Origin of the sequence: Synechococcus sp. UW105 (assembly GCF_900473935.1) — a bacterium.
In the GTDB taxonomy this organism is placed as follows: Bacteria; Cyanobacteriota; Cyanobacteriia; order PCC-6307; family Cyanobiaceae; genus Synechococcus_C.
This window is the reverse complement of sequence record NZ_UCNN01000005.1, coordinates 73,733-95,463: the sequence shown is the minus strand read 5'-3', so window position 1 is coordinate 95,463 and position 21,731 is coordinate 73,733. Positions and strand designations below refer to the sequence as shown.

Below are 21,731 nucleotides of genomic sequence, written 5' to 3'. Positions count from 1 at the left end.
CATCTTGTCCACTGTGCGGAACGGAGCCATGGTTGATTCGTCTCCCTGGGCTGCCCATCGAGAGCAGTTGGCGGCCAGGACTTCCCTTAATCTCCCAATCATTCAGGAGTCTTTCATTGATGTTGATCCCGCTTGAGCTGGCCCAGCTCTCGGCGCAGCTGAGCGATCTCAGCAGCCACGACATCGAGGTCGCGGAGACGTTGATCGGGGTGATCCGCTTTCTGCTCATCTTCGTGGCGGCCCGCACACTGGCAGAGATCCTGGTGCGGTTTCAGTTGCCCACGATCTTGGGGGAACTGGTCGCAGGCGTGATCATTGGTGCGTCCGGACTCCATTTGGTTGTGCCTCCGGAAACCCAGGTTCATCTCAGTGAGGGTTTCAATGCCCTGATCGCTGGCTTGGCTTCGATTCCACCGGAATCGATCCCTGAGATCTACAACGAAACATTCCCATCGCTGCAGGCGGTGGCCACTCTCGGCCTGTACGCCCTGCTCTTCCTCACCGGTCTCGAAAGTGAGTTGGATGACTTGGTGGCGGTTGGCGGTCAGGCCTTCACTGTGGCGGTGGCCGGTGTGGTGTTGCCCTTCGCCTTGGGTACCGCCGGTCTGATGGTCTTCTTCGATGTCGATCTGATCCCGGCGGTCTTTGCAGGTGCGTCGATGACTGCCACCAGCATTGGGATTACTGCCAGTGTCTTCGGTGAGCTGGGTTACCTCAAGACGCGAGAGGGCCAGATCGTGATCGGTGCTGCTGTGCTCGATGACATCCTCGGCATCGTCATCTTGGCGGTGGTGGTATCACTGGCGGCCGGCGGTTCCTTTTCAATCGCACCGATCCTGAAGCTGGTGGCGGCAGCGATCATTTTTGTGGTGGCTGCCGTTGGCCTCAGCCGCACCGCAGCACCAGCCTTTGACTGGTTGATCGACCAGCTCAAAGCCCCAGGCGAGGTTCTAGTGGCTTCCTTTGTGATTCTCTCTTTCAGCTGCTTCGCCGCCACGGCGATTGGTTTGGAAGCGGCATTGGGAGCCTTCGCAGCCGGTCTGATCCTCAGTGGGTCGAAGCACAATCACGCGATTCAGCAGGCAGTGCTGCCGATCGTCACCCTCTTCGCCACCATTTTCTTCGTGTTGGTTGGTGCTGGGATGGATCTCTCAGTGATCAATCCGATCGATCCCGCAAGTCGTTCGGCACTCGTCGTTGCAGGTTTCCTCCTCGTGATTGCCATCGTTGGCAAGATTGCGGCCGGCTGGGCTTTTGTGAGCGATCAGCCCACGAAGCGACTGGTGGTTGGCCTGGGAATGATGCCCCGAGGCGAGGTGGGCTTGATTTTTCTTGGCTTAGGTACGAGCGCTGGGTTGCTCTCCCCTTCGCTGGAGGCCGCCATCCTGTTGATGGTGATTGGCACCACTTTTCTGGCTCCGGTCCTGCTGCGGCTGGTACTCGGTGGTGACAAGCCCGACGGTGGCGACACAGTCGATGACACGGTGGCCGCTGATCCCGTCGGCTTGGTCTAATCCTCAGCGCTCATCTTGCTGTTGGCTGCTCGCCACCAGCAGAAACAGGCTCCAACCCACGGTGATCAGTGCCAGGCTGGAGCCCCACCCTGGCCCAAGGGTCCAGCTGAGCAGCAGCTGCACGCCTAATCCGACAGCGAGAGCTAGCAGCAGGCTGCTCGCCAAGAGTGCCACCTGTTGCCAGCGGCTATTGAGTGGGCCATCAATCAGGCTGGATTCAAAGCGGCCGAGTGGCCTGCTCAGAGGGAGATACAGAGCTAACGCCCAGAACAGCGAGCCTCGCAGGATGGCCGGATCGTTGAGGGGGCCATAGCCAAGGGTGAACGCGTCCACGGCACAAGTGCTGGAGAGGCTCTATAGCATCACTGCCCCAGGTGGGATCTGACGTGACCATGGCTCCAGAAAGGGTTCCGGATCAAGTGCACGACCTTGCTGGCGATGGTCACCATGAGGATCTGGTCAGCCTGCGCCTGCCGGATGTCCGCCGCGATCCCTGGTCTCACCTCGGCCATGCGGTGCATTGCCTGTGTTGTGGCCCGAGGGATTCAGAGCTTGCAGGAGCTGCGGCACAGAATCCTGCTGTGCTGTTGGTGCATGGCTTCGGTGCCTCCACCGACCATTGGCGCCATAACGTTCCCGTCCTCGCTCGAACACATGAGGTCCATGCCCTGGATCTCCTTGGCTTTGGTCGCAGTGCCAAGCCGGCAGGTCTCACCTACGGCGGTGCGCTCTGGCGTGATCAGCTGATCGCCTACATCCGCGAGCGGATTGGCCGTCCCACCGTGATTGTGGGTAATTCTCTCGGGGGCTTTGCGGCTCTTGCCGCCGGTGCTGCCCTTGGTGACGACTGCGCTGGTGTGGTGCTGCTGAATGCGGCCGGCCCCTTCAGCGATGAACAGAGGCAGCCCGAGGGGTGGGGTGCGATTGCCCGTAAGACCATTGGCATGGCCTTACTGCGCAGTGCCTTGCTTCAGAGGGTGCTGTTTGAAAACATGCGTCGACCGGCCACGATCAGGCGCACCCTGAATCAGGTGTATCTCGACCCCACCAATGTCGATGATGAGCTGGTCGAGGCGATCCGGGTGCCCTCCTGTGACCCTGGGGCGTTCGGGGTCTTTCGCACCGTCTTTGACATCCCCAAGGGCCAGCCGCTGGATGCGTTCTTCTCCCAGCTGCAAGCGCCGCTCTTGCTGCTTTGGGGCATCCGCGACCCCTGGATCAACGCCGCCGGGCGGCGAGCCAGTTTTCAGCGCCATGCGCCTGCGGCCACCACTGAAGTGGTGTTGGAGGCTGGTCATTGCCCCCATGACGAGGTGCCAGAACAGGTGAATCGGGCAATGCTGGACTGGTTGCAAGGTCTGTCATTGGAACGAACGGCCGCGCCACACTTGGATGGCCCAAGCTGATGGCCATGACGCTGATCCAGCAGTCCCTGCCCTATCCCCACTGGGAGTTTGTCCATCCCAGCAACGGTGATCGCCTGCGGATTGTTCCTGAACGGGGCGGATTGGTGACCGCGTGGTGTTGCGATGGTCGGGAGTTGCTGTATTTCGATCAGACCCGCTTCGCCGATCCTGGCAAGAGCATTCGGGGTGGCATTCCGGTGTTGTTTCCGATTTGCGGCAATCTTCCCGGGGATATGCTTCCGGTGGATGGGGTGAATCACACCCTCAAACAGCATGGCTTTGCCCGGGATTTGCCCTGGCAGCTCCAGCTGCTTGATGATCAGAGCGGTATTCAGCTGACGCTCACGGATACCGAGCAAACGCGAGCGGCATTTCCCTTCCCGTTTCAGGTTGTGATGGCGCTTCGGCCGTTAGCTCAGGCGCTGGAGATCAGAACCACGGTGACCCATACGGGCAATGGCTCTGGGGTGATGCCTTTTAGCTTCGGTCTCCATCCTTATTTCAAGGTGACTGATCTGGGCTGTTCCCGCCTCGAGGGCCTGCCCCCTCGCTGCCTGAATCATCTGGAGATGGCGGAGGAGGACACGGCCTCGCAGCTGGCCCGCCTGCCTGAGGGTGTGGATTTTCTCTGTCGCGACGCAGAGGGTCCGGTGACTCTCATCGATCAACGGGCTGGCATCAAGGTGCAGCTTGAGCAGCCTGCACCGATGGACCTCACCGTGATCTGGACTGAGCCACCTCGACCCATGATTTGTCTGGAGCCTTGGACTGGACCTCGGCAGGCGCTGCTCAGTGGTGACTGCAAACTGCAGCTTGCGGCAGGTGAGAGCCTGGAGCTTCGCTGCACCTACAGGGTCAGTGGAGGTTGAAGGCTCAAGCGATGGTGACAGGTTTGGCCACGCCGGGTAGGCGGCCGCGGCTGAGTTGCAGGCGGGGATCGAACTGGCGCTTCACCGCTTCGATCAGGGGCCGTGATGGGGCATCCGTCCATGCCGGCAGCGTTTCTTCTGGAGGCTGGCTGGCGGGCTGAATCAAAACGCTGAGCCGGCCGCCCAGAGCTTCCACGCGCCTGCGCAGGGCCTGCACCTGCGCCCTTGTGCTCGCTTGATCACTCCAGGCATCGCCGCATCCAGCCCCTGCAGCTAGGAGCCAATGCCAATCTCTCAGTGCTTGTGTTTCCCGGCTGCTGAACAGAGCTTGCGCTTGGCTGGGAGGCAGGCTGATGCGCAGCAGCCACTGCTGAGAACCTTGATCGCCTGCGTCAGTTGGTCGTGCCGCAGGCGGTGGCAATGGTCCATCCCAGGGGTGTCGTTCCGCTTTCAATCGGTGGGACTCTGCGAGCGACTCGAGGCGGTTGAGCTGGTCTGTGACCGCTGCATCGCTGACGCTCGCAATCCCCGCTTGGATGCCTAGCCCCTGGATGGGATCTTGCTGCCAGTTGAGCAGTTCCAGGGTGAGAGTGCTCGCGACCACCTCCGCTCGCCAGGCTTCGAGGGCATCCAGATCCCCCTTTAGGTTGAGGAGGGCCCGCGCTGGTCGAATCGGCTGCACCCTCAGGGTGAGTTCGCTGATCAGGGCAAGGCTGCCCCAGCTGCCGCAGAGCAGGCGCATCAGGTCGTAGCCAGCCACATTCTTCACCACCCTGCCGCCGGCATGCGCTTCGACACCGTCACTGCGGATCAGGCCGATGCCGATGATTTGATCACGCACACCAAGATGCCGATGGCGCAGCCCCCCTGTCAGACCTCTAGCCACCAGCCCCCCCACCGTGCCGGCTGTCGTGGGCTGGTGGCTACTGCCCCAGGGCCAGTCGATGGGCAGCCACTGGTTCTGTTCCGCCAGCACTGCTTGCAGATCCGTCAGGCTCAGGCCTGCCTGCACACTGATCGTGAGGTCATCAACGGCATGGTCCAGCACTGTGTTGCACTGGCGCAGGCTGATCAGAGGGGACGGTTGCAGGGCTGCTCCCCAGTGCATCCGGGTGCCCAGTCCGGAGGGGATCCAGGGGCTGCTGGTGGCATAGAGCTCTCGCACCATCGTCTGCAAGTCCGCCAGGCTGTCGGGTGTCAGCGGTGTTGGCAAAGCGGTGGGTTCGTGGTGAGCGGCGGAACGGCTGATGGTGCTGGGGTGGTGCGGAAGATGATCGTGCCATGACCTCGCCTGTGCCACCGCGGCAAGCTGGAACGATCGTTGTCATCGATGATGATCCCACCGGATCTCAGACGGTGCACAGCTGTCCGTTGCTGCTGCGTTGGGATGTCGAGACGCTGCGGCGTGGTTTGCGCCACCCTTCGCCGTTGTTGTTTGTCCTGGCGAACACCCGGGCTCTGACGGCCCCAGAGGCAGAGGCTCGAAATCGGGAGATTGTGGTGGCTTTGGCGGAGGCGATGCAGTTGGAAAACCTGGCTGCTCAGGAGGTGTTGCTGGTAAGCCGCGGTGACTCCACGCTGCGGGGCCATGGGGTGCTGGAGCCACAGGTGCTGGCACAGGAATGGCAGGCCCGCTTTGAACCTGTGGATGCCACCCTTCATGTCCCTGCTTTCCTTCCGGGGGGACGCACCACCATCAATGGTGTGCATTTGCTCCATGGTGAGCCTGTACATACGACGGCCTTCGCTCAGGATCGGCTGTTTGGTTACAGCACCAGCGATTTGGCGGCTTGGTTGGAGGAGAAGAGCGCCGGACGGATCTCGGCAGCTTCCGTGGTCCGGCTGGATTTGGAGCTTTTGGATGGCGCCGCTGCTTCCGTCTGTGCTGAAGGGGGTCCCTCCGGCTTAAGGGCCTTGGTGGCTCGGCTGACTGGGATGGAGCACAACCGTGCGGTTGTGGTGGATGCGATTCGGCCGGAACAGTTGCAGGCACTGGGAGTGGCGGTGCGCCAGTTGCAAGGTCGCAAACGCTTTTTGTTCCGCTCTGCTGCCAGTTTGCTCAATGGTCTGGTGGATGGTGGCCCTGAGCCGTTAGGGCCGCAACCGATGGATGCAGTCGGGCTAGCCGGACTGCGACGGGTCGCGTCAGGACCCAATGGTGGCGCACTTCCAGGCTTGGTCTTGCTCGGTTCCCATGTGCCTTTGGCTGATCGGCAGCTTCGGCGATTGCTGCAGGAGTCAGGCTGCCTTGGTGTGGAGCTTCCTGTCGCCAGGATTGCCCGTGTGTTGGATGGGGGGCAGGCCGAATGGCTGCTGGCTGACCTCGAGGCGGAATGGAGAGATCAGTTAGAGCAGATTTTGCTCTCGGGGTGTACGCCGGTGCTCTACACCAGCCGTGGTGAGTTGCACTTCGGCGCAGGAGAGGCCGCCGCCGCTCGCAGATTGCACTTCGGGATGGCTCTTGCCCGATTGATGGGGCGCCTGGTGGCCGCCGTGGCAAACCAGCTCGGGTACGTCATCAGCAAGGGGGGCATAACGACCGGCACTTTGCTGGCAGAGGGATTGCAGTTGCCTGCCATGCAGCTGGAGGGCCAGCTCTTGCCAGGGTTGTCGCTCGTGCGTCCGATGAAGGACGGGGCCTCCAGCGCTGTCGCAGGTTTGCCGATCGTGACCTTCCCTGGGAATCTTGGTGATGACAACACCCTTTTCGAGGCCTGGAGACTGATGCAAGGCGACGCCTAAACCACACCTTCAGTCTTGGCTCCGATCAGGGAGGCTGAGCGGGCCAGCAGTTCCATCGGGTGGTTGACCACCGCTGTGTGACTGGTGGCAGGTAGATGACGCCGCAGCTGCAGGCTGCAACCGATGTTGGCGCTGGCGATCACACTGGCGCCGGTGCCGCTGAGATCAGCAGCCTTGATCCGGCCCAGTTCGGCGGCTTCATCCGGCTGAACCAGGTTGTAGATGCCGGCGCTGCCGCAGCAGACGCCTGCCTCGGTGGCTTCGCGCAGTTGGAGGTGGGGAATGGTTTCTAAGAGCTGGCGAGGCTGATGGCTGATGCCTTGGCCGTGAATCATGTGGCAGGCATCGTGATACGCCACCACGAGCGGTTGATCGGCACTGGCCCTTTGCCCGTTGGCATGGGACAGAGGTTGCAGGGATTGCTGGAATGGCTTGGAGAGTCCCTTGGTGAAGAGGAACTCGTGAACATCTTGAACCGGGCAGTGAAAGCCATCGGCTTGAGATCCACCGTCCAAGATTTCTGAATAGGCCTTCATGGTGTGGCCACAGCCGGAGGCAGCCACCAGCACGGCATCGAGTGGTGGATCGATCTGGTCGCTCGTGAAGCTCTCCACCAGGGCGCTTGCCAGATCTCTGGTCTGTTCCATCTGGCCTTGGTGATGGCTCACCGCACCGCAACAGCCTTGATTGGAGGGGATCACGACTTCGTAGCCATTGGCCTGGAGCACAGCCACGGTGGCCGCATTGACTGCCGGGTCAAAACAGCGTTGAACGCAGCCAAGCACTAGGCCTACACGACCGCGTTGCTCTCCCTGGGCCGGGTTGATGTGAGGGAACTGATCGCGGAAGCCTTCCTCTGCCAACTTGGGCAGGAGCGACTCCATCGCTTCCAGCTGCGGCCCAAGCAGGCGCACGAAACCGCTGCGGCGCATGAGGTCTTGGATAGGAGTGCCGGCGTAGGCCCGGAGGGGAGTGAGCAGGGCCCGCAGGCGTTTCGGATAGGGCAGCACCTGCAGCAGCAGTTGGCGAAAACGGGTCTGCCAGCAGCTGCGCAGTTCGGGTTTGTTCAGCTGGGGACGGGTGGCTTCGATCAGTTGGTCGTAGCGCACTCCCGATGGGCAGGCGCTGACGCAGGCGAAACAGCCGAGGCAACTGTCGAAATGGGAGGCCACAGTGGCATCCAGCTCCAGTTCCCCGGCGTCAATCGCTTTGAGGGTATGGATGCGGCCGCGGGGAGAGTCCATCTCCGTTCCCATCACCCGGTAACTGGCGCATGTCGGCAGGCAGAAGCCGCAATGCACGCAGGGGTCGGAGGGATCAGAGCTGGCCATAGTTCCATTCTGATGGGCTGGGCTGGATCTCTGGGCGTTGGAGCCGCTGCGAGAGGGTCTGGTGGTTGATTTCCCTCAGCTGGTTCACGACCTCTGGATGGCACTGTCCATGCAGTTTTGGCTTGCGATTCAGTCGGAGTGGGGCGCTGAGGTAATTGACGATCAGGGCGCGGCGTGTGGCTGCGGAGCGATTGCTTCTGGATCCATGCAGCGTCCATGGCGTGTGCACGGTGCCATCCCCGAAGGCCATCGGTGCCGCCACGCTGGGCTTGGCCTGGGACAGTCCGGTCGGAGCGGTTCTGGCGGGTTGCGGTTGTGATATCAGACAGTGGTTCTGACTTCCCGGCACGAATTGGATCGGTCCGTTGCTGGAGTCGATCGCCTGCAGCGGCAGCCAGAGGGTCAGGGCGGCCAGCTGATCCGCTGGGATGTAACGGGCGTCCTGGTGCCAGGCGGTGCCAGGGTCTCCGGGTCGTTTGTTGTAGAGCGTCACCGCCAGCAGCTGCAGGGCGGTCTCATCGAGACCGCAGCATGCTTGAAGCCTTGTGGTCAGAGTGGGCTGCTGGAGCAGGGCCGTCAGTTCGGGTAGGTCATCCTGCAGAAACCAGAGCGGCACACCTACGCTCTGCCATCGTTCGGCCGCCTTCAAGATCTTCGGGATGAGTGCAAGCAATTGGTTGCATGCTGCGCCATCGAGGAGTTGGGGCACCAGCGCGAAACCATCGCGTTCAAATGTGGCGTCAGCCAGTTGCATGGCTCAGCAGATAGAGCTTCATGGACCAGGTGCCATCGCTATGGGGGCTCAGTTTGATGTGGCTGAATCCTTCGGTATGGCCCGGTGCCACCTCTTGATGCCAGTTGTGATGGCGGCGACGGCAGTGCTCGATTGCCGCTGCAGGGCACCAGGGAGCCAGGGTGTGGAGGAGGGCCTGTACTTCCGGAGCATCAGCGGCGCTTCCTCGTTGCAGTCGTCCGGCAGGGAACAGTTCAAACCCGAGTTGGTCGAGGCCTTCTCCCCCCCAATCGAGGGTGGCTGACCAGCAGAGGCTGGCCTGATTGAGCAAGCGATGCAGGCCTGGCGTGCACAGATCAGAAGCCTGCTTCTGCAGCCAGGACCATTGGTGGGGTCCGGTGAGGTTGAGTCGGATCCTGCCTTGCTGATGGCTGGGACGGCCTGGGAAAAAACCGCAATGGCTGATGCCCAGATCACCTCCGCCTGGCTCCGGTATGAGCCAGGTGGTCGTCAGGCTTGGTAGCAACTGTCGGCGCGCTTCCAGCACCCCTTGCTGGCGTGGTCCGCGGCGGTGATCCAAACGGAAAAACACACCAGGGGCGTCTCGGAAGGGATGGTCGAATTCAAGCCAGGGTTCCCGCAGCACCCCCTTTGCCCCTCGCAGGGCACGGTCGATGCGTGCGCAGACCTCTTGCCATTGCTCCCACTGCTGGCGTTGGCCAGGCGGGGGAAGGGGGACTGATAGATCCATGCCTCTCTCTGGATCGTTGAGGCGGTATTCGCATAGAGCGACCGCGCCGATTGGTGGCGTCAGACGTAGCAATGCAGGTGCGTGTGTCTGCGATGAAGACGTAGGAATCCTCCCAGTACCACCCGTTGGCTCGGGCCGCCTGTGGGACACACCCGATGTCGGTGGTAGCCGGCGTTGAACAGCAGCAGTTCTCCAGGGTTCAGTTTGACCTGATCGCCACTGGTGCTGATCTGCAACTCGCCGCCTGTAGTGGCTGAATCCACGCCATAGAGAAAGCTCATTTGAAAGCGTGGTTCGAAGGCTGCAGGCAGCAGGGTTCCATTTTCAATCAGGTTCACAGGATTCCAGTCCCGTTCGCAGTGTTCGGGGATGCCGCCTCCGTTTGCCATCTCCCGCAGAGCCCAGCCCGGAACACGCGTGCCATCTTCAAGTTCGAGCTCCTTGAGCGGTGTGCCGAAGTGATCGCTGAAGAGAGTTGCGATCGGTTGAAAGAACAGCTCCTCCATCTGTTGCAGCAAAGGCATGGGCTGCAGCGCCAAAGTGCCGCGGTAGCGATCTGGGGCCGTACCCACGCAGCTGCGTGGCAGGGTGCGGCCCCAGGGTGTGGTGGCCCAGGCCTTGTCGTGACTCGGCACTCTCAGTTGTCGGCAGAGCTCGGAGATGGCGAGATGGTCGAGCTTGGGATGCCAGCGGGTTAGTGCCAGATCCCCCGCCAGCACGGCCTCAAGGGCTGCTGAGCGTGTTGGGATCGGGGCTGACATGACTGGTGAAACGTCGCGGGCGGGACGCCTCGTTCAGAATCGGTTGATGATGGCGTCGGCGAAGCCGCTGCAACTCACCGGCTCCACCTGAGGTTCCATCAGCCTGGCCAGGTCGTAAGTGACCTGCTTGTCGGCGATCGCGGTGCTTAGACCTTTGGTGATGAGGTCCGCGGCTTCCTGCCAACCCAGGAACTCCAACATCATCACGCCACTGAGGATGACGGAACCGGGATTGATGCGGTCGAGGCCGGCGTGTTTCGGTGCTGTGCCGTGGGTGGCCTCGAAGATGGCCGCTGTTTCACCGATGTTGGCACCGGGGGCCATGCCAAGCCCCCCCACCATGGCCGCGGCGGCATCGGAGATGTAGTCACCGTTGAGATTGAGGGTGGCGAGGATCGAATACTCCTGGGGACGGGTCTGGATCTGCTGGAAGATGCTGTCGGCGATGCGGTCATCGACCATCACCATCTGCTTCCACTTGCCGTTTCCGTGGCTGGAGCCAATGGCGTCGATCACGCTCTGCACTTCGGCGTCGATGGCGGTTGTCTTCTCAGGGGTGAGGCTGTCGTAGCCAGGCTCAATCATGCGGGCATTGGCCTGCACGCTCAGGTTTGGATCTTGTTCGAGGTTGCCGAGGATCCAGCTCTCCCGTTCAGTGATGCACACATCGCGGAATTCACTGGTGGCAAGTTCATAGCCCCAGTCGCGGAACGCCCCCTCGGTGAATTTCATGATGTTGCCCTTATGCACCAGGGTGACGTGGCGCTTATCGCCCTGGAGGCGCAGGGCGTGCTGAATCGCCTTGCGGATATGGCGCTGGCTGCCGTGCTTGCTCACCGGTTTGATGCCGATGCCAGAACCCACAGGGATCTGGCGTTTCCCCAGCTTGCCGTTGGCGGGAATCACGACGTCGTTGAGATGTTTGCGGAGCTCTTGCCCGACAGGATCATCGGCCTCCCATTCCACCCCCATATAGATGTCTTCTGTGTTTTCCCTGTAGACGATCACGTCTAGATCCTGAGGACGCCGGTGTGGGCTAGGGGTGCCCGCGTAGAAGCGGCAAGGGCGCACACAGGAATACAGATCGAAGATCTGACGCAAGGCCACGTTCAGGGAGCGGATGCCGCCGCCAACAGGTGTGGTGAGCGGGCCTTTGATCGCTACGCCATAGGTACGGATCGCTTCAAGGGTGTCCTCCGGCAGGTATTGATAGGTGCCGTAGAGGTCGCAGGCCTCATCGCCTGCATAGACCTTGAACCATTCGATCGTTTTGTTGCCGTCATAGGCCTTGGCTATGGCGGCATCCAGCACCTTCTGGGTGGCCGGCCAAATGTCCACGCCGGTGCCATCGCCGCGGATGAAGGGAATGATCGGGTTGTCGGCTACCACTGGCTGGCCGTTCTCGAAGCGGATTGGCGTGCCCTGAGTGGGGGCGGTGAGCTTCTCGAACTGGGCCATAGATGGGGTGTGCCGCATGGCGACGTTGTGCTGGGGCGAGCCTATGACTCGGGGGGGATCCCTAAAGTTCGATCTGATCCGCCCCCACGACCCATGGCCAAACCTGCAGGTGTTTGGGTGGTGGCTGCCTGTTTCAACGAACAGGCCGTGATCACCCATTTCATTGAACGGGTGTTGGCAGTTCCGGGTGTGGAGCGTTTGGTGCTGATTGATGACGGCTCTCGCGATGGCACCGTCGACCAGATTCGAGCCTTTCAGCGGCAAGACCGGCAGCGCGAGGGTGATGGGGCAGTGACCCTGTTGGAACTCACTCGCAACTTCGGCAAGGAGGCGGCAATGCTCGCGGGTCTCGACCATGCCTGTGGTCAGTGCTCTGCAGCGGTGCTGATCGACTCCGATCTTCAGCATCCACCTGAGTTGATTGAGGGGATGATCGAGGCGTGGCGTGAGGGTGCGGAGGTTGTCACTGCCGTGCGTGATGACCGGGATCAAGAGTCACGCTTGAAGGTGGCCAGTGCCTCATGGTTCTATCGGGTGTTCAACAAGCTGGTGGATTCGATCCAGTTGAAGGAAGGGGCCGGTGATTTCCGCTTGCTTGATGCACCGGTGGTGGAGGCGCTCACCAGTTTGCGTGAGTCGAGCCGCTTCTCTAAGGGCTTGTTGCCTTGGACCGGGTTTCGCAGTCTGGAAATGCCCTATCAGCGGGTGAGTCGCAGCGGTGGCACCACCTCCTGGAGTCCCCTCAAACTGTGGAGCTATGCCCTTGACGGCATCTTCTCTTTTTCGGTGCTGCCGTTGAAGGTTTGGAGCGGGATCGGAATTGTGGTTTCCCTTCTGAGCTTGATCTATGCCCTGGTGATCGTTCTCGACACCCTGTTCACGGGAGTGGATGCCCCAGGTTTCGCCACGCTGATCGTGGCGATTCTCTTTCTTGGCGGGATTCAGCTGATCGGCATCGGTGTGCTCGGTGAATACATCGGTCGGATCTATGTCGAGGCGAAGGCTCGTCCCCACTACTTCATCCGCACCATCCACCGAGATGGCTGAGTGGGGTTGGCGATGGTTTCAGTTGGCTGTGCCTGTGGTCTGCATCAACTGCTGAATCGCTCTCCACTCCCGCTGTCGCCAGGGGGAGCTGGCGAAAGGAGCTGAGACGGCAAAACCGGCAACGTTGAGATCACAATCAAGCGGGGCACCAGGGTGCACGAGCAGCTGCGCTGGTGTCTGCAACCTGTCGTCAGGGAGCTTGCGGCTGCACAGCTCCTGCCAGCAGGCTTGCAGCGGTGCCCCACTCATTTGGCCTGTGAAGAGCACTCCGGCAAAGCTGCTGTTGCTGGCAATGCCCTGTCGGCGCTGTCGTCTGCTGGCTTTTGCGTTGAGCAGTTGCAGCACGCTCCACTTGAGTAACCCTGCGCCGCGGATGGCGTCCCACCAGCAGCACAGGGGTAGCCCTGTGGGCAATGGTTCGGCGGTGCTACGCATCCAGGTGATCCGCTGCTCAGCGGCGAGGCTGAGCAGCGTGTCGTGAATGAGGGGCACCAGATGGATGTGTTGGTGGCCGTCGAGGGCAATGGCATCGGATCCACAGAGTTGACGGAAGCGTTGGATCTGGGCTGAGATTTCGAGGCGGAGTTGTGTTGTCACGAGGCGGCGGCGACGATGGCTCCGCGGCAGGAGCGATAGAAGCAGCCATTGTCCGAAGGAGAGATTGAAATGGCCGTGGTTGTTGACCAGGTCTGGAACGGCATCGCATGGCGCACTCGACGGCCCTTCAGTGAGGCAGAGATGGAGGCAGAGCTGCTGGTTTGGTTTCAGGGTGGCGAGTTGATGCCAGCGCTCCAGGGCTGGCCTTGTTTCCGGACCGTTGACTAGCAGGCTGGCACCATCCAGCTGTCCGGCTTCGATCAGGCCCAGGATTGCTTCGTTGGTGGCCTGACTTAGTCCGAGGTCGTCGGCATGCAGGCGCGGTCTCTGGCCATGGCTTCGCCGTCGTTGACTGAAGCGTGCCGCTCTCGACCAGATCAGAGCATTGAGCACCGTGGGAGTGAAGACAAAAATGGTGTCCAGCACTGCTATCGAGGCGTTGGTCCCGATCAGGGTTGCCAAGGTTGCTGCGGGCAGTGCAAGCGGTAGCAGTCCGCAAACGGTGAGATTGATGGCGTACTGCACCACCAACCAGCGGCGGGCGAACCGGGCCCCGCCTGTCTCCGGCCGGAAGGTGAAGCGGGCGTGGCCTAGATATCCCGTCAACGAGGCCGCCAAGAACGCCAGAGGATTGGCTAGCCAGATGGGCATGGCCCATCGCAGTGCAATCAGCACGCCGTAATGCACAGCAGCGGCAACGATGCCCACCATTCCGTAAAGGCTGAGGCGGGTGCTGATCGAGCGGAAAGCCATGGTCTGAACACCTCGGTCGCAACCGTAACGGCCGCTGGCAGACAGACCAGGAAGCATTCATCCTTACCGATAGGTGATTGGACGGTGGTGTGAACGCAGCTGAAGCCATTCACAGCGTGCCTCAGGCCCAGGCCTTGGCTTCATCGGTGACCTTGGTGCGTCAGCACTTCCCTGCTGCCAAGCCCAACCTTCGGCCTTGGCGGGACGACCCTCAGACCCGTCAGTGGACCGAGCAGGAAACCCTGGATTTCTCCTTCCATTTCCCCGGCTGGAGTCCCCGGCTGGAGTGCCGCAGCCTGCTGTTGCAATTGCGCCTACAGGCCGATCCGCGAAAGCAGAGTTCACCCCTTCTTGGTGTGCTGATGCGAGGAATGACCTACGACGGCGAACGCTGGCGCCTGGCCACCGTCGGGGACTGGCAGCCCAGTGGACGGCACCTGCCTCAGCCCGATCAGGTGCTGCATCTACAGCAGATTTGTCGTGATTTGCATGCTCTGTTCAGCACCGTCTCGTAACCCTTCGCAACCCCTGAGGCCCTCAGACCGGAGAGGGCTTTTATGGTTCTCGTCTGTGCTACGCCTTTCTTACCCATGTCTGTCGCTCTTGCTGCCCAGCTCCGTGAAGGCACCAAGAAGTCGCACACCATGGCCGAAAACACCGGCTTTGTGAGCTGCTTCCTCAAAGGTGTTGTTGACAAGGGCAGCTACCGCAAGTTGGTGACTGACCTCTACTTCGTGTACACCGCCATGGAGGAGGAGATCGGCAAGCTGGAGGACCATCCCGTGGTTGGTCCTGTGGCGATGGAGCAGCTCAACCGCCGTGAGTCTCTTGAGCAGGATCTGACTTACTACTTCGGCGAGGGCTGGAAGGAACAGATTCAGCCTTCACCCTCTGCTGCCGCTTACGTCGAGCGCATTCACGCTGTGGCCAAGGAGTCCCCTGAACTGCTGGTGGGACATCACTACACCCGCTATTTGGGTGATCTCTCTGGTGGTCAGATCCTCAAGAACATCGCCCAGAAAGCGATGAATATGAAGGGCGACGACGGCCTGCGCTTCTACGTCTTTGAGGACATCGCCGATGAGAAGGCCTTCAAGACAACCTATCGGGCCACCATGGACGAGCTGCCGATCGACCAGGCCACGGCCGATCGCATTGTTGAGGAAGCCAACCATGCCTTCCACCTGAATATGAACATGTTCAAGGAACTGGAGGGCAATCTTGTGGCTGCGATTGGCAAGGTTCTGTTCGGCTTCCTGACCCGTCGTGAGCGCACAGGGAGTACTGAGGCGGCTGCGGCTTGATTCCTCTGGATTGAATCCACCCCTTCTGTGATGCAGTGCTGATTGCTAACGGCTCTGAGCCCTCAGGCGTTGGCCTTTCTCCGATCAGGGTTCTGGTGCCAGGCACCGGAACCCGTTTTCGTTGTGGTGGTTTGAGTGTGGCCATGCAGACAGCCCGTCTGCTTTCCACATTGCGTCCCACTGAAGTGGTCACCTATCGCCAGCGGCAGGATGATCATCCTTTTCTGGATGACCTGCTTCGGCAGGAGAAGGCTCCAGGCTCCTCCCTCTGGCTGGTGAGCTGGGGTTTTGATGTGCCGGTGCTGTTGCGGCGGCTTCGGGGGCGTTCAGTGATTTATCAAGCCCATAGCAGCGGCTATGGCTTTGATCTGCCGCCAGGGGTGCCTGTGCTCGCGGTCAGTCGCAACACTCTCGGCTACTGGGGGGATCGCGCCCCAAGAAACCCTTTGTTTCTGTTGCCCAATGCCCTGGAAGCTCAGTGGCTCGAGCGAGGAGATCGCTACGGGGCCGGTGGCCCAAGGGTGATTGATGTACTGGTGCAGCAGCGTAAGAGCAGTGATTACGTGCTCAAGCAGTTAGTCCCAGCACTGCGTGCTCGTGGTTTGCGGGTGGAGGTGCAGAACGGCTGGGTGGAGGATCTGGTGGATTTGTTCAACAGTGCCAGCGTTTATCTCTATGACTCCGCAGAACACTGGCGTGCTGCTGGTGTGAGTGAGGGTTTCGGCTTGCCGCCTCTTGAAGCGATGGCCTGCGGTTGCGTGGTATTCAGCAGCCTGAATCACGCCCTCGCCGACACCCTCACCCCTGGTGAGCTCGGCCATCAGATCGGTTGCGGCAGCCTTGAGCATGATCTGGAGAGGATCTCTGCTGCTGTGGCAGATCAGGCTGCTTGGCGCTGCTCCGGGCCTGCACTTGATCAATTCCTCATTGCTTATTCGGAATCGGCCCTCAAGCAGCGTTGGCAGGCGTTGCTGGTCACGCTGGATCGATTGTTGCCGGCCCTGCAGCAGCAGTCGGTGTTGCGCTCTCGTCCGCTCTGGCGTCTGCGCTTCAGTCGTCAGTGGCGGGGGTTGAGGCGGGTGGTCAATCGGTTGCCTGGCTGGCCTGTGGGGCGGAAACCCTGAGGGTGCGAGCGGTCTAAGGTCATTTCATCTGAATTCTGACTGCCTTGTGAGCTGCAAGGTCAGTCTCTGACGGCCTTCATGCCCTTGCAAAGTCAGACCTGGAGCAATCTCAGCCAGCTGCTTCGCGAGTTGCCACGACGGCGTCTTCGGTTGTTGGTGATCGTTTTGATTGCATCCCTGTTTCAGGGTTTGCTGGATGTGTTTCTGGTGGCGCTGCTGGCGCGTCTTGTTGGTCTACTGGCGGGAGCGCGATTAGAGGATTATCTGCCAGGCATCAAGGTGTTCGGCGGCGGTTTGCTTGATCAATCTGGTTGGTTGGTGGCATTGCTGATCGGTTCCTTCTGGTTGGCATCGGGGATCCGTTTTGCTGTGGCATTGATGCAAAGCCTGCTCAGTGCTGAGGTTTGGAATGATCTTGTCAACAAGGTGTATGACAATCTGATGCGTCAGAAGTATGGGTTCTTTATTCGTCAGCGCACGGCTAATCTGTCTGAAAAGTTTAACCGTATCCTCAATAGTGTGTCTACGGGAGTGATTAGTCCGATCATTCTGATCGCGGGCAATGTGGTTTCGATTAGTTCGCTTTTAATCGGCGTAGTTTTGGTGCTTGGCACGAAGGCATTGGCTGTATTTGCTTTGATGCTTCTGGCCTATGTGTTGGCTTCTAAGATTATTACTCCCTATCTACGCCTTGCCACGAAGCAGCGTATTCGCTATGGGCGAAGGATTAATCTGTTGCTGATGGAATCTCTGCGCTCGATGCGTGAGGTACAGCTTTATTCAGCTGAAAATTATTTTGTTTCCCGATTTGCTCGCGATGGCGTGATTGCCAAGCGCTACGACCGTATCGGTCGTTTGCTCCCAGATGTGCCGCGACTCGTGATCGAACCGGCTGGCATCACGATTTTGTTTGTCGTCGGAATCGTTCCTGCTTTGCTGAGCGGTGATTCCCAGGGAGTCAAAAATGCCATTCCTGCGCTGTCGGCGGTGCTTGTGGCATTGCTGCGTATCTCTGGGCCATTGCAGTCGATGTTCCGCAGCATTAATCGTCTTCGCGGAGGACTGCCTGAGATTGCCGATGCCCTCGAGCTTCTTAGTCTCAAGCCCGAGCGCTATCTGATCAGTTCCCCAGGAGTACCCACTCCCGAGGGTGTGATGCCCCGTCGTTATATCCAGCTCAAGGATGTGAGTTTTGCCTATGCGCCAGATGCCAACCCTGTGATTAGCAGCATCAATCTCTCGATCCCAATCGGTGCCCGGATCGCCTTAGTTGGTCGCACTGGTAGTGGCAAGACCACGCTCGCGCATTTAATGCTGGGACTGTTTCAGCCCACCTCAGGCCAACTTCTACTCGACGGTATTGAAGTGACTGATCAGGAGGTTCCTGCATGGCAGGCCAATTGTGCATTTGTTCCTCAAACGATTCGTTTAATTGATGGAAGCATTCGTGACAACGTTGCCTTCGGATGCGACAGCGACACGATTGATGATGATCTTGTATGGAGTGCTCTGGAGGCTGCTCAATTTGATGAGTACGTCGCGGGTATGACCTATGGCCTCTACACGATGATCGGAGAGAACGGCATCAAGTTGTCTGGAGGCCAGCGTCAGCGGCTCTCGCTGGCTCGTGCTTTCTTCCGGGGTGCCAAGGTGTTGGTGCTGGATGAAGCCACCAGTGCTCTTGATAACAAGACTGAGCATGATGTGATGCAGGCTCTCGATATCGTCGGTCGCCGTTGCACCACGATCGTGATTGCCCATCGTCTCTCCACGGTGAAAAAGTGCGATCTGATTTATGAGATGGCAGCAGGTGAAATCATTGCAAGCGGTGATTTTCAGCAGTTGCAGGAACGTTCTTCTTCGTTCCGTGAGATGGCCTTGATTGAGGGCGAATAAGAGAGCAATGGCGGATTTCATCGTTCTCGCCACTGCAGACTGGGACCATCCGCTCTGGACGAACAAGCAGCACACCGCACTGTCTTTGGCGGAGGCTGGACACCGCGTGCTTTATGTGGAATCGCTCGGCATTCGCCCGCCGCGGGTGGGCTCTGCTGATCGCACACGCATCGTCCGGCGTCTTCGGCGATTGCTGCAACTCCCCCGTCAACGGCGTGAACGGCTGTGGGTGTGGTCGCCACCTGTGTTGCCTGGTGGTCACAGCGGCACGGCTCTCAAGCTCAATCGCCAGTTTCTGCAAGGCGGGCTCGAGTTGGCTTGCCGTTGGTTGGGCTTCAGCAACCCGATCCTCTGGACCTACAACCCCCTCACCACCCTTTATCTCGACCCCGAGAGCTTCGCGGGCAGCGTGTATCACTGCGTTGATCGCATTCAGGATCAGCCCGGGATGCCCGTGGCCCGCATCGAGGCCAATGAGCAGGCTCTGTCGCGTGCTGTGGATGTGGTGTTTGCCACATCGCCGCAACTGCAGATCAGTCACAAGCACTCGAACCACCACACCCTGTTGTTTGGCAATGTGGCGGACCACTCCCATTTCAGTCGTGCCCGCCTGGGCGATGACAACCGTCCTTGGCTTTGTCCTGAGCGACTTCAGGCGCTCCCCCGGCCGAGGCTTTTGTTCATGGGGGCGATCGATGCTTACAAGCTCGATCTGGTCTTGCTGCTTCAGCTCGCCCAGCGCCACCAAGAATGGACGTTTGTGCTGATCGGCCCTGTGGGGGAGTGCGATCCCTCCACTGATGTGGCTGCGCTGAAGGCTTGCCCAAACGTGGAGTTGGTGGGATCTGTGGCTTACGGCGAGTTGCCTGGCTGGCTGGCGCATGCCGACCTGGCTCTGCTGCCGTTGCAGCTGAACGGCTACACCCGCCACATGTTCCCGATGAAGTTTTTCGAATACCTCTCGTCGGGCCTGCCGGTGGTGGCCACCGCGATTCCGGCACTTGATGCTCACGGTGATGTGGCCTGGCTGTGCCCGCCTGAGACAACGATGTTTGAGCAATCGATCCAGGCGGCCTTAGCAGGAGACGGTCCGAGCCTCCAGCAGCGTCTGGAGCGGGCGGCAACCCAGACCTATGAAGCGCGCACCGCTTCGATGTTGGCCTATTTGGATCGTGTGGGCCTTCTGGCGGAAGCCCAGCGCAATCAATCTGATCCGCTGGGCATCGAGCCTTCGTTGCTTCAGCGTTTAGGGCTCTTGGTGAGAGGCCTTGCCAGTCGGGTGTTGGTGGCCATCAGTCATCGCCTGATGCGTGCCGGCCACCCTCGTGCTGCAGTGAAGGTGCTGCAGGGGCTAGCCAAGAGCCGATGGGGCGATTGCCTTCTGAAAGGAGGGCTCGTGTTACCGCTCGTGCGCTGCGGCGAGTACCGCCAGGCCAGGTTGGTGATGGAGCAGCTCTGGCATGGCTATGGCCATGTGGGGGAGCTCAAGCAGCTGTTGTTTCGCCGTGGCAATCGCCCATCGGAGCGTTATGAGCAGGTGTTGCTGTTTGAGGAACTGGTCACCAGCACGGTGCTCCCTCTCTATGCCCTCAACTACTGCCAGGTGGTGTTGGCGCATCGCTGTGTGGATGTGAAGGATGAAGTGCGCATGCGCCAGTCGGCCCTGGCGATTGCCGCGATGGCCTCCGCTCTCGAGCAGGATCCCGGCACACTTCTGTGCTTGCGCTCGAATCGCCGTAACCGCAGCAAGCTGTTGGTGTCGTGCTACGCCACGCTTCTGCGCTTACAGCTGGGGCTGCAACAGTTTGACGACCTGGCGGTTCTGGGCCGGCGCTGCCTGGACTGGGCCGAGCGGTTGGATTTGGAAGCGATTGATGCCGATACCTCCTACCGGCTTACCCGCAACATCCTGCGGGTGTTGTTGATCAACGTGTTGGAAGCGTGGACTCAGCGTGATTCCGCGCTGATGCAACGCACAGCACGCGTGATTGAGCGCGTGCACCACCACTGCCATCGCGGCCTGTTTGACCAGCAATCGGCCCAGGAGAATCACCGCGGTTTTGCCGATGCTGTGTTGGAGAGAGTCCAGCGATTGGAGCAGCTTCAGCACCAGAGCGATGCTGTAAGAGCGGCTGAGGAGGCGCTGCCCAGCCTGATGTTGCTCATGCTCAAGAGTGAACGGGAGCTGGCCAGTGAAGCGATTCGTCAGGAGCGTTTGAACCATGTGTTGCCTCTGTTCAGGCCCTATCTCGCTGGAGTGCCGCTTTGAGTCCCCCGAGGCGCGTGGTGCTTTACATCGACAGCCTCAAACTCGGAGGGGCCGAACGAGTCACCCTGACCTGGGCCCGTTGGCTGCATCTGGCGGGATGGCAGCCCTTGGTGCTGACCCGCAAGCCCCTCAGCTGGGATTTTTATCCACTGCCCGCTGGCGTGGTGCGGGCGGTAGAGCCTGCGGATGCCTCCTGGATGCGGCGGTTGGGCCTGTTGGCATTCCCTTTCCGGGTGCTGCGTCTGCAGCGCTGGCTGGATGATCAGAACGTGGGGCTTGCGATTGGCGTCACGTCGCTTCCAGCCATCAAGTTGCTCTTTGCAGCGCGACTGTTGGGAGTGCCTTGTGTGGTGTCGGAGCGCAACTATCCCCCGCTGAAGCGGATTGGACGGCTCTGGAGTGGGCTGCGCCGGCTCAGTTATCCCTGGGCGGCTCTCCACCTGGTTCAAACCCGTGCTGTGGGGACGTGGATGGCAGCCCATCTGGGCGCCCATCGCCAGTTGTTGCTGCCCAATCCCGTGCAGTGGCCTTTGACCCGTTTCCATCCCAGCCTTGAGCCTCAGCACTGGCTTGCCGCTAGGGGCTGCCAGGCCTCCGATCCTTTGCTGTTGGCTGTGGGAACCAAAGCGGATCAGAAGGGTTTCGATCGTCTGGTGCGTTGGTGGATGTCTCTGGCGCAGGCTGATTCGCGGCTGCAGTTGGTGATCGTGGGCTTAGATGAAGCTCCGTATCATGGCCGCGATCAGCAGGCGGATCTGCGCACGTTGCTGGTTGATCAGCCTGATCTGCAGGCGCGGTTGCATTTCCCTGGCCGAGTCGGCAACTTGGCAGATTGGTACGCGCGAGCTCAGCTCTTCGTGCTCTCCTCCCGCTACGAGGGGTTCCCCAATGTGTTGTTGGAGGCGATGGCTGCGGGGTGCTGTTGCGTGGCCGCCGATTGCCCTCAGGGGCCTGCTGATCTGATTCAAGACGGCGTGAACGGTCGTTTGATGCCTGATACGGCATCTGATGCCCAATGGCTGCAGGTGCTGACGGGCTTGTTGGCGGATGCTGGGGAGCGGCAACGCTTAGCCGCGCAAGCGGTGGACGTGCGAAAGGTGTATGCCCCAGCGGCGTTGCAGCAGCGGTTGATGCAAGCTCTTGAACGCGTGATGCAGGAGGCGGCAGCGAACTGAC

General features: G+C 60.4%; 19 protein-coding genes. 11 read left to right on the top strand and 8 right to left on the bottom strand.

The window, feature by feature from the left end:
- Positions 1-119 precede the first annotated feature (119 nt).
- Complete coding sequence (locus tag DXY16_RS01015; protein ID WP_115118670.1) at positions 120-1,514, top strand: cation:proton antiporter; 1,395 nt, start codon at positions 120-122, stop codon at positions 1,512-1,514.
- Positions 1,515-1,517: 3 nt separating this feature from the next.
- On the opposite strand, the gene DXY16_RS01010 is transcribed toward DXY16_RS01015, so the two are convergent.
- Positions 1,518-1,847, bottom strand: a complete 330-nt coding sequence (locus tag DXY16_RS01010) for a hypothetical protein (protein WP_115118668.1) — start codon at positions 1,845-1,847, stop codon at positions 1,518-1,520.
- A gap of 53 nt (positions 1,848-1,900) precedes the next feature.
- On the opposite strand from DXY16_RS01010, the gene DXY16_RS01005 reads away from it, so the two are divergent.
- Complete coding sequence (locus tag DXY16_RS01005) at positions 1,901-2,920, top strand: alpha/beta fold hydrolase (RefSeq protein WP_371410846.1); 1,020 nt, start codon at positions 1,901-1,903, stop codon at positions 2,918-2,920.
- Positions 2,920-3,789 (top strand): galactose mutarotase, encoded by an 870-nt coding sequence (locus DXY16_RS01000; protein ID WP_115118664.1) that lies wholly within the window; start codon positions 2,920-2,922, stop codon positions 3,787-3,789. Before DXY16_RS01005 ends, DXY16_RS01000 begins: the two co-directional genes overlap by 1 nt.
- 4 nt (positions 3,790-3,793) lie before the next feature.
- Here DXY16_RS01000 and DXY16_RS00995 read toward each other — a convergent pair whose 3' ends face one another.
- Complete coding sequence (locus DXY16_RS00995; protein ID WP_371410845.1) at positions 3,794-5,089, bottom strand: FAD-binding oxidoreductase; 1,296 nt, start codon at positions 5,087-5,089, stop codon at positions 3,794-3,796.
- On the opposite strand from DXY16_RS00995, the gene DXY16_RS00990 reads away from it, so the two are divergent.
- Entirely contained in the window at positions 5,071-6,531 is a 1,461-nt protein-coding gene (locus DXY16_RS00990) for a four-carbon acid sugar kinase family protein (protein WP_115118663.1), read from the top strand. The two genes, DXY16_RS00995 and DXY16_RS00990, sit on opposite strands and share 19 nt — an antisense overlap.
- On the opposite strand, the gene DXY16_RS00985 is transcribed toward DXY16_RS00990, so the two are convergent.
- Genes DXY16_RS00985 through DXY16_RS00965 form a run of 5 tightly spaced genes read right to left on the bottom strand, consistent with a single transcriptional unit; the run spans position 6,528 to position 11,565 of the window.
- Entirely contained in the window at positions 6,528-7,862 is a 1,335-nt protein-coding gene (locus DXY16_RS00985) for a (Fe-S)-binding protein (protein WP_115118661.1), read from the bottom strand. The genes DXY16_RS00990 and DXY16_RS00985 overlap by 4 nt on opposite strands.
- Entirely contained in the window at positions 7,849-8,616 is a 768-nt protein-coding gene (locus DXY16_RS00980; RefSeq protein WP_115118659.1) for a phytanoyl-CoA dioxygenase family protein, read from the bottom strand. Before DXY16_RS00980 ends, DXY16_RS00985 begins: the two co-directional genes overlap by 14 nt.
- The gene (locus DXY16_RS00975; protein ID WP_115118657.1) at positions 8,603-9,346 is read right to left on the bottom strand and encodes a hypothetical protein; all 744 of its coding nucleotides are present in this window, start codon (positions 9,344-9,346) and stop codon (positions 8,603-8,605) included. The genes DXY16_RS00980 and DXY16_RS00975 overlap by 14 nt, the downstream gene beginning before the upstream one ends.
- Before the next feature lie 59 nt (positions 9,347-9,405).
- Entirely contained in the window at positions 9,406-10,107 is a 702-nt protein-coding gene (locus DXY16_RS00970) for a 2OG-Fe(II) oxygenase (RefSeq protein WP_244281479.1), read from the bottom strand.
- A 33-nt stretch (positions 10,108-10,140) separates the two neighbouring features.
- On the bottom strand, positions 10,141-11,565 hold the full coding sequence (locus DXY16_RS00965) for an NADP-dependent isocitrate dehydrogenase (protein WP_115118655.1): 1,425 nt from the start codon (positions 11,563-11,565) through the stop codon (positions 10,141-10,143).
- A 93-nt stretch (positions 11,566-11,658) separates the two neighbouring features.
- Between DXY16_RS00965 and DXY16_RS00960 the strand changes: the two genes are divergently transcribed.
- Positions 11,659-12,612, top strand: coding sequence for a glycosyltransferase family 2 protein (locus DXY16_RS00960; protein ID WP_115118653.1), 954 nt, complete (start codon positions 11,659-11,661; stop codon positions 12,610-12,612).
- A gap of 18 nt (positions 12,613-12,630) precedes the next feature.
- Here the strand turns inward: DXY16_RS00960 and DXY16_RS00955 are convergent, their stop codons facing one another.
- The gene (locus DXY16_RS00955; RefSeq protein ID WP_371410844.1) at positions 12,631-14,019 is read right to left on the bottom strand and encodes a ChbG/HpnK family deacetylase; all 1,389 of its coding nucleotides are present in this window, start codon (positions 14,017-14,019) and stop codon (positions 12,631-12,633) included.
- Between the two features lie 32 nt (positions 14,020-14,051).
- Between DXY16_RS00955 and DXY16_RS00950 the strand changes: the two genes are divergently transcribed.
- The 6 genes from DXY16_RS00950 (at position 14,052) to DXY16_RS00925 (ending at position 21,730) form a co-directional block, all read left to right on the top strand.
- A complete protein-coding gene (locus DXY16_RS00950) occupies positions 14,052-14,477 on the top strand; it encodes a hypothetical protein (protein ID WP_115118757.1) in 426 nt (141 codons plus the stop codon).
- Between the two features lie 75 nt (positions 14,478-14,552).
- Entirely contained in the window at positions 14,553-15,266 is a 714-nt protein-coding gene (locus tag DXY16_RS00945; RefSeq protein ID WP_115118756.1) for a heme oxygenase (biliverdin-producing), read from the top strand.
- 35 nt (positions 15,267-15,301) lie between these two features.
- Complete coding sequence (locus DXY16_RS00940; RefSeq protein ID WP_244281478.1) at positions 15,302-16,390, top strand: glycosyltransferase; 1,089 nt, start codon at positions 15,302-15,304, stop codon at positions 16,388-16,390.
- Between the two features lie 78 nt (positions 16,391-16,468).
- Positions 16,469-18,286 carry an ABC transporter ATP-binding protein gene (locus DXY16_RS00935; protein WP_115118651.1) on the top strand — a complete coding sequence of 606 codons (1,818 nt, stop codon included), beginning with the start codon at positions 16,469-16,471 and terminating at the stop codon, positions 18,284-18,286.
- 7 nt (positions 18,287-18,293) lie between these two features.
- On the top strand, positions 18,294-20,555 hold the full coding sequence (locus tag DXY16_RS00930; RefSeq protein ID WP_115118649.1) for a glycosyltransferase: 2,262 nt from the start codon (positions 18,294-18,296) through the stop codon (positions 20,553-20,555).
- Positions 20,552-21,730, top strand: a complete 1,179-nt coding sequence (locus tag DXY16_RS00925; protein WP_244281477.1) for a glycosyltransferase — start codon at positions 20,552-20,554, stop codon at positions 21,728-21,730. Before DXY16_RS00930 ends, DXY16_RS00925 begins: the two co-directional genes overlap by 4 nt.
- Position 21,731 lies beyond the last annotated feature (1 nt).

Excerpts from the sequence above, each read along its gene's own strand:
- DXY16_RS01015 (WP_115118670.1), top strand. The coding sequence starts at position 120 with ATGTTGATCCCGCTTGAGCTGGCCCAGCTCTCGGCGCAGCTGAGCGAT.
- DXY16_RS00955 (WP_371410844.1), bottom strand. The coding sequence starts at position 14,019 with ATGCTTCCTGGTCTGTCTGCCAGCGGCCGTTACGGTTGCGACCGAGGT.
- DXY16_RS00985 (WP_115118661.1), bottom strand. The coding sequence starts at position 7,862 with ATGGCCAGCTCTGATCCCTCCGACCCCTGCGTGCATTGCGGCTTCTGC.
- DXY16_RS00930 (WP_115118649.1), top strand. The coding sequence starts at position 18,294 with ATGGCGGATTTCATCGTTCTCGCCACTGCAGACTGGGACCATCCGCTC.
- DXY16_RS00965 (WP_115118655.1), bottom strand. The coding sequence starts at position 11,565 with ATGGCCCAGTTCGAGAAGCTCACCGCCCCCACTCAGGGCACGCCAATC.
- DXY16_RS00970 (WP_244281479.1), bottom strand. The coding sequence starts at position 10,107 with ATGTCAGCCCCGATCCCAACACGCTCAGCAGCCCTTGAGGCCGTGCTG.
- DXY16_RS00935 (WP_115118651.1), top strand. The coding sequence starts at position 16,469 with ATGCCCTTGCAAAGTCAGACCTGGAGCAATCTCAGCCAGCTGCTTCGC.
- DXY16_RS00945 (WP_115118756.1), top strand. The coding sequence starts at position 14,553 with ATGTCTGTCGCTCTTGCTGCCCAGCTCCGTGAAGGCACCAAGAAGTCG.
- DXY16_RS00975 (WP_115118657.1), bottom strand. The coding sequence starts at position 9,346 with ATGGATCTATCAGTCCCCCTTCCCCCGCCTGGCCAACGCCAGCAGTGG.
- DXY16_RS00980 (WP_115118659.1), bottom strand. The coding sequence starts at position 8,616 with ATGCAACTGGCTGACGCCACATTTGAACGCGATGGTTTCGCGCTGGTG.
- DXY16_RS00990 (WP_115118663.1), top strand. The coding sequence starts at position 5,071 with ATGACCTCGCCTGTGCCACCGCGGCAAGCTGGAACGATCGTTGTCATC.
- DXY16_RS01000 (WP_115118664.1), top strand. The coding sequence starts at position 2,920 with ATGGCCATGACGCTGATCCAGCAGTCCCTGCCCTATCCCCACTGGGAG.
- DXY16_RS00960 (WP_115118653.1), top strand. The coding sequence starts at position 11,659 with ATGGCCAAACCTGCAGGTGTTTGGGTGGTGGCTGCCTGTTTCAACGAA.